Source organism: Sphingomonas bacterium, assembly GCF_903644135.1.
Lineage (GTDB): Bacteria > Pseudomonadota > Alphaproteobacteria > Sphingomonadales > Sphingomonadaceae > Sphingomonas.
On sequence record NZ_CAHJXA010000179.1, the window covers coordinates 1 to 5768 of the forward strand.

A 5768-nucleotide genomic window follows, 5' to 3' on the forward strand; every position below is an offset into this window, starting at 1 on the left:
CGACCGGCACCTGGTAGGTGGCACCGCCGACACGGCGTGAACGCACCTCGATGCCCGGCTTGATGTTGTTCAGCGCGTCATGGAACACGCCGAGCGGGTCACGCTTGGCGCGGGTCTCGACCGTCTCCATCGCGCCGTACACGATCAGCTCGGCGACCGACTTCTTGCCGTCGTACATGACGGAGTTCATGAACTTGGAGAGCACCTCATCCCCGAAACGGGGGTCAGGCAGGATTTCCCGCTTATCGGGACGACGACGACGAGCCATCTGGCTTACCTTTCAAAAGCTTGCAAAACGAAGGAGCGGCTTACTTGGGCCGCTTCGCCCCGTATTTGGACCGCGACTGGCGGCGATCCTTGACCCCCTGCGTGTCGAGCACGCCGCGCAGCACATGGTAGCGCACGCCCGGCAGGTCGCGCACGCGGCCGCCGCGGATCAGCACCACCGAGTGCTCCTGCAAATTGTGCCCCTCGCCGGGGATGTAGCTGATGACCTCGCGCTGGTTGGTCAGGCGCACCTTGGCCACCTTGCGCAGCGCCGAGTTCGGCTTCTTGGGCGTCGTCGTATAGACGCGGGTGCAAACGCCGCGCTTCTGCGGGTTCGCTTCCATCGCAGGGACCTTCGACTTGGCCTTCTGCGGTTCGCGGCCCTTGCGGACCAGCTGGTTGATCGTCGGCATGAAGCCCTTCACCTTCCTAGGTTACTTTGCTGGAGCCATCACAGCACCGGAGGAATACAACAAGGGCCAAAGGGGACTTGTCGCCTCCCCGGCCCTGCCTGCATCCAGCAATGTTCAAGCGTGTCCGCCGGCCGAATGGCCTGCGGACGCCGCGGACCTATAGCGACCGCCCGCCGAACGGTCAACGCCCTGCGCAGGGCGACTTAACGCGGCGGCAACCGGAGCCGGGGCATGAGGGGGCGTGACCAGCCTCTCCCTCCATCTGTCCCGCCCGGCCGTTCGCGGTCGCGCCCGGACGGCGATGCTCGTTGCGGCGTCGCTGGTGGGAGCGGTAGCGGCAGGCTGGCCGCTGCTCGTCGCGGTTCCGGTCGCGGGTGGCCCGCTGGTCGCGCTGGCGTCGGGGATGGCGGCCTGGTCGATCGCGCGGGCGGCCGCGCCCCTGCCCCACGCCAACGACAACGCCGCCCAGCTGGGCTCGCCCATCCGGTCACATGATGCTAGGTCGGTCGGGCACAGTCCGGGAGCGCAAGGGATGTTCGGAGGCAAGACGGAGCCACGCCGTGCCGGCGGTCTGTCGGTGATCGGTGCCGACGTCACCGTCACCGGCAACATCGCCACGCAAGGCGACCTGCACGTCGATGGCGTGGTCGAGGGCGACATCGCCTGCGGCTCGCTGGTCCAGGGCAGCTCGGGGCGGATCGTCCGCACGGTTACCGCCAAGAACGCCCGCCTCGCCGGCACCATCGAAGGCCGGGTGTCGGCGGCGACGCTGATCGTCGAGAAGGCGGCCAAGCTGCGCGGCGATGCCGAATACCAGACCGTGCAGATCGAGACGGGCGCGCAGGTCGACGGCCGCATGACCCACATGACCGCCGACGGCAGGACAGCCGCCGAGCCGCCGCTGCGCCTGGTCGACGCCAGCGACGCCGGCTAGCGTTTGATCCACTGACGTGGATGCGGCACCAGCCCTCTCCCCCACCCCACCTCCCAGTCAGGATAATGTCTTGGGAGGTGGGGTGGGGGAGAGGGCTGGTGCCGCCCTGATTCAGCGTCGCTGAATCAGACTCTAGCGGCGCGGCCGGGCGAGGGTCGCCAGCAGCGTCGCCTCGAACCGCGCCGGGTCCTCGACCTGCGGCGCATGGCCCAGACCCTCGAGTCGCACCACCGTCGCGTCGGGCATCTGCCGTGCCGCCTCCGGCGCGACCAGCGGGATCGACTGTAGGAACCCGCGCAGCGACGGCTGCATCTGCTGGCGGCCAAAGGCGGTACGGTCGAGCGTGCCGATGATCAGCGTGGTCGGCGGCTTGATGCGGTAGAGCTCATGCGCGACCGACTGGGTCTTGACCATCTCGCTGGTCTTGGCCTGGGCCAGCGCGACCGCGTCACGCCCCGCGCCCTGGTACATGCCGACCTGCATCCACACCCAGCGGTCATAGGCCGGCTTCCAGCTGTCGTGATAGTAATTGGCCTGCTGATACGCCTTGATGCTGGCATAGCTGGTCTTCTTCTCGCCCGCCCAGAGCGTATCGACGTCGACATAGGGCAGCCCCTCCTCGGAGCGGTCCTTGAGCCCCAGGGGATTGACCAGCACCAGCTGATCGACCGCCTCCGGGAACATGATCGCGAACCGCATCGCCAGCATCCCGCCGATCGAGTGGCCGACGATCGTCGCCCGGCCGATCCCGCGCGACACCATCAGCCGGTGGGTCAGGTTCGCAAGCATCTCGAAGCTGTACTGTGCGCCGCGCGGCTTGGACGACTTGCAGAAGCCGATCTGGTCGGGGACGAGCACGCGATAGCCGGCTGCGGTCAGCGCGCGGACCGTCGACTCCCAGGTCGCGCCGCAGAAGTTCTTGCCGTGCAGCAGCACGACGCTGCGGCCGTTGGGGCGCGGCGCGGCGACGTCCATGAACGCCATCTCGGCGGGCTGGCCGATGATGTCGGCGTTGATGGTCTGGACCGGCCACGGATAGGCGAAACGCTCCAGCCGCGGGCCGAAATCGGGTCCGCCGGTCAACGTCGGCAGCGACTGTTCGACAGGCTGACCCGCCGCGTTCCCCGCCAGCATCGCCGCTGCCAGCGCGCCGATCGCCGTCATCATCCTTCGCATCTGTGTCGAGCCCCCCACAGCCTTGTCCTCCACCCTACAGTCCGCGAGGCGTGACGCATAGCGGCGGCTTGTGCCCGCTAGATTCCGGCGATAGGGAACGGCCGGCTGCAGGGGCATAGCTCAGCTGGTTAGAGCGTCGGTCTCCAAAACCGAAGGCCCTCGGTTCGAATCCGAGTGCCCCTGCCACCATCCCCGCCCCGCCACTTGCATGGGTCGGCGTACGGGGCTATCTGCGGGCATCCGACAGCGCGGATACTTTCTCCCGCCGGCTCTCTTTGATCGAGGAGCGGTGGGCGGACCCGTGTCCCGCCGACGACGACAGACAGGTGAGACCCATGGCCGCGGCGAAGACCACTCCGATCGAGTTCACCCGCCAGGTGCAGGCGGAGACGCGCAAGGTCGTGTGGCCGACCCGGCGCGAGACGGTGATGACCGGGGTGATGGTGGTGCTGATGACCACGATCCTGGCGCTGTTCTTCCTGGCGGTCGACAGTTTCTTCGAGGTGATCGTCGCCGCGCTGCTCAAGCTGGCGCACTGACGCCCTCCCCCCGCGATTTAACGAAAAGGGTCCGCCGATGGCGCGCTGGTACATCATTCACGCTTATTCCGGCTTTGAGGGCAAGGTCCGCGACGCGATCATGGCCGAGGCGACCCGCATGGGCCTCGATCAACTTGTCGAGCAGATTGAGGTGCCGACCGAGACCGTCACGGAGGCACGTCGCGGCAAGAAGATCGCGGTCGAGCGCAAGTTCATGCCCGGCTATGTCCTCGCCAAGCTCAACATGAACGACGATGTCTATCACCTCGTCAAGAATACGCCCAAGGTGACCGGCTTCCTGGGCAGCATGGGCAAGCCCCAGGCGATCAGCGAGACCGAGGCGGCGCGGATGCTCAACTCCAAGGAGGAAGCAGCCGCCGCGCCCAAGCAGAAGATCAAGGTCGATTACGAGATCGGCGATGCGGTCAAGGTGCTGGACGGCCCGTTCGCCAGCTTCAACGGCACCGTCGAGGGGCTCGACTTCGACAAGTCGAAGGTCAAGGTGTCGGTATCGATTTTCGGGCGCGCGACGCCGGTCGAGCTGGACTTCGAGCAGGTCGAGCGAAGCAAGTAAGGCAAAGCCGAGCTTGCCGTCCGCACGCCCGTAGCAAAGCTACGAGCGAGACGGCGCTCGACCGGCCGGCGGGTCGCGCAGCGAGCCCGTCCGACGACGCGGAATTTACTCCCGCGTCGGGCTTAGAAACGCTGGCGCCTTAATAAGCCAGCGCACACCCGTCCGCCCGCATCTCGCTGGCGGCGGCGTAGACCCGGTCCGCGCCGTCCATCCGCCGCTCGATCGCCTCGTAGCGGCCGAAGCCGCCATCCGACTGACCGATCGTCCAGCCGATCGCCGCCAGCGCCGCCCTGGTCGCCGCGGGTACGCCGCTCTCCAGCCGCAGCAAGCCGGTGGCAGGCAGGCCGGGCGCGTCCTCGCCCATCGACTGCGACGAGCCCTCGTGATGCCAGCGCGGGCTATCTCCGGCGGACTGGACGTCAAGGCCATGGTCGACGCGGTTGATGATGATCTGGCTCTGGCCCATCGGCTGCATGTCGCCGCCCATCACGCCGAAGCTCATCCAGGGCTGGTCGCCCCCTCTCCCGTCCGGGCGGGTGGCGAAGCCGGGGATGATCGTCTGGAACGGCCGCTTGCCCGGCGCATAGATGTTGGGATGGCCGTCCTGCAGGCTGAACAACTGGCCACGATCCTGGAACATGAACCCCAGCCCATCGGCGACCAGCCCCGAGCCCATGCCCCGGAAGTTCGACTGGATCATCGACACCATCATGCCGTCCTTGTCGGCGGCGGTGAAATAGGTGGTGTCGCCATGGCTCGGTGCCTGGCCGGGATGGACTGGAGTGAGGATGCGGTCGGGCCGGATCAACGCGGCGCGGCTCGCGGCATAGTCCTTGGAGATCAGCCACTCGACCGGCACCTTGGCAAAGCGCGGATCGGCATAATAGCGGGCGCGATCCTCATAGGCGAGGCGCTTGGCCTCGATCGCCCAGTGGATCGCCTGGGGCGACTGGAAGCCTGCGCCGGCGACATCGTACCGCTCGATCATGTTGAGCATCTGCAGCGTGGCGATGCCCTGCGTGTTCTCGCCGAGCGCGTGCACCGTCGTGCCGCGATAGTCGGTCGTGTACGGCGTCACCCAGGCACTGTGGTGGGCGGCGAGATCGGCGCGGGTCATCCAGCCGCCGACCCGCTTGAAATAGCGCTCGATCGTGGCGGCGATCTCGCCGGCGTAGAAGGCATCGCGGCCGCCCGCGGCGATGGCACGATAGGTGCGGGCGAGATCGGGATTGCGGAACACCTGGCCGGGGAGCGGCCCCTTGCCGTCGGCGAGGCCATAGGTGCGAATCGCGTTGGTGGTCTCCTCCACCCCGGCGTTGGGCCGGAGGAACGCGCCGAGATTGCCGCGGATGTAGCGCGCGATGATGTCGGGCACCGGCGCGCCCTCCTCGCACAGCGCGATGGCGGGGGCGAGGACGTCGCGCCACGGCAGCTTGCCGTAGCGGCGGTGCATGGTCCACCACGCGTCGAGCGCGCCAGGCACTGACACGCTGACCGCGCCGAGCGCCGGCAGCGCGCCGTTCCTCGCTCGCGCCCGTGCCGTCTCCAGCGTCAGCGCGCGCGGGCTCGCGCCCGAACCGGCGAGGCCGACCACCTTCTTGGCCTTGAGATCCCAGATCATCGCATAGCAATCGCCGCCGATGCCGCTCGACGTCGGCTCCAGGAAGCCGAGACAGGCATTGATCGCCACCGCCGCATCGACCGCCGAGCCGCCCCCGCGCAGGATGGCGATGCCCGCCTGGGTCGCCAGCGGATGCGCCGTCCCGGCCGCGCCGTGCAGGCCGTAGGCGGCGGTACGCGACGCGAAGCTCGCCCCGAACGGCCGATCGCCGGCATGGACGTCGGGCCGCGAAAAGCGCGGAGCC

General features: G+C 68.1%; 7 protein-coding genes and 1 tRNA gene. 4 read left to right on the forward strand and 4 right to left on the reverse strand.

What is annotated here, in order from left to right:
- A partial coding sequence (locus HUU96_RS10125) for a small ribosomal subunit protein uS7 (protein WP_438827076.1) occupies window positions 1-268 on the reverse strand: 268 nt, incomplete at its 3' end.
- Between the two features lie 40 nt (window positions 269-308).
- The gene (gene rpsL / locus HUU96_RS10130; RefSeq protein WP_174292690.1) at window positions 309-680 is read right to left on the reverse strand and encodes a 30S ribosomal protein S12; all 372 of its coding nucleotides are present in this window, start codon (window positions 678-680) and stop codon (window positions 309-311) included.
- A gap of 241 nt (window positions 681-921) precedes the next feature.
- On the opposite strand from rpsL, the gene HUU96_RS15135 reads away from it, so the two are divergent.
- Window positions 922-1614 carry a bactofilin family protein gene (locus HUU96_RS15135; protein ID WP_254605173.1) on the forward strand — a complete coding sequence of 231 codons (693 nt, stop codon included), beginning with the start codon at window positions 922-924 and terminating at the stop codon, window positions 1612-1614.
- Window positions 1615-1746: 132 nt separating this feature from the next.
- Here the strand turns inward: HUU96_RS15135 and HUU96_RS10140 are convergent, their stop codons facing one another.
- Complete coding sequence (locus tag HUU96_RS10140; protein ID WP_254605174.1) at window positions 1747-2778, reverse strand: alpha/beta fold hydrolase; 1032 nt, start codon at window positions 2776-2778, stop codon at window positions 1747-1749.
- 121 nt (window positions 2779-2899) lie between these two features.
- On the opposite strand from HUU96_RS10140, the gene HUU96_RS10145 reads away from it, so the two are divergent.
- The 3 genes from HUU96_RS10145 to nusG all read left to right on the forward strand — a co-directional run bounded on the left by HUU96_RS10145 (window position 2900) and on the right by nusG (window position 3903).
- Window positions 2900-2976, forward strand: a tRNA-Trp gene (locus tag HUU96_RS10145).
- Window positions 2977-3125: 149 nt separating this feature from the next.
- Window positions 3126-3329, forward strand: coding sequence for a preprotein translocase subunit SecE (gene secE, locus HUU96_RS10150; protein WP_174292692.1), 204 nt, complete (start codon window positions 3126-3128; stop codon window positions 3327-3329).
- A gap of 37 nt (window positions 3330-3366) precedes the next feature.
- Window positions 3367-3903, forward strand: a complete 537-nt coding sequence (gene nusG / locus HUU96_RS10155; protein WP_174292693.1) for a transcription termination/antitermination protein NusG — start codon at window positions 3367-3369, stop codon at window positions 3901-3903.
- Window positions 3904-4042: 139 nt separating this feature from the next.
- Here the strand turns inward: nusG and HUU96_RS10160 are convergent.
- A partial coding sequence (locus HUU96_RS10160) for a gamma-glutamyltransferase family protein (protein ID WP_254605175.1) occupies window positions 4043-5768 on the reverse strand: 1726 nt, incomplete at its 5' end.

Bases quoted from the DNA above. Each gene is read 5' to 3' on its own strand.
- nusG (WP_174292693.1), top strand. From the start codon at position 3,367: ATGGCGCGCTGGTACATCATTCACGCTTATTCCGGCTTTGAGGGCAAG.
- rpsL (WP_174292690.1), bottom strand. From the start codon at position 680: ATGCCGACGATCAACCAGCTGGTCCGCAAGGGCCGCGAACCGCAGAAG.
- HUU96_RS10140 (WP_254605174.1), bottom strand. From the start codon at position 2,778: ATGACGGCGATCGGCGCGCTGGCAGCGGCGATGCTGGCGGGGAACGCG.
- secE (WP_174292692.1), top strand. From the start codon at position 3,126: ATGGCCGCGGCGAAGACCACTCCGATCGAGTTCACCCGCCAGGTGCAG.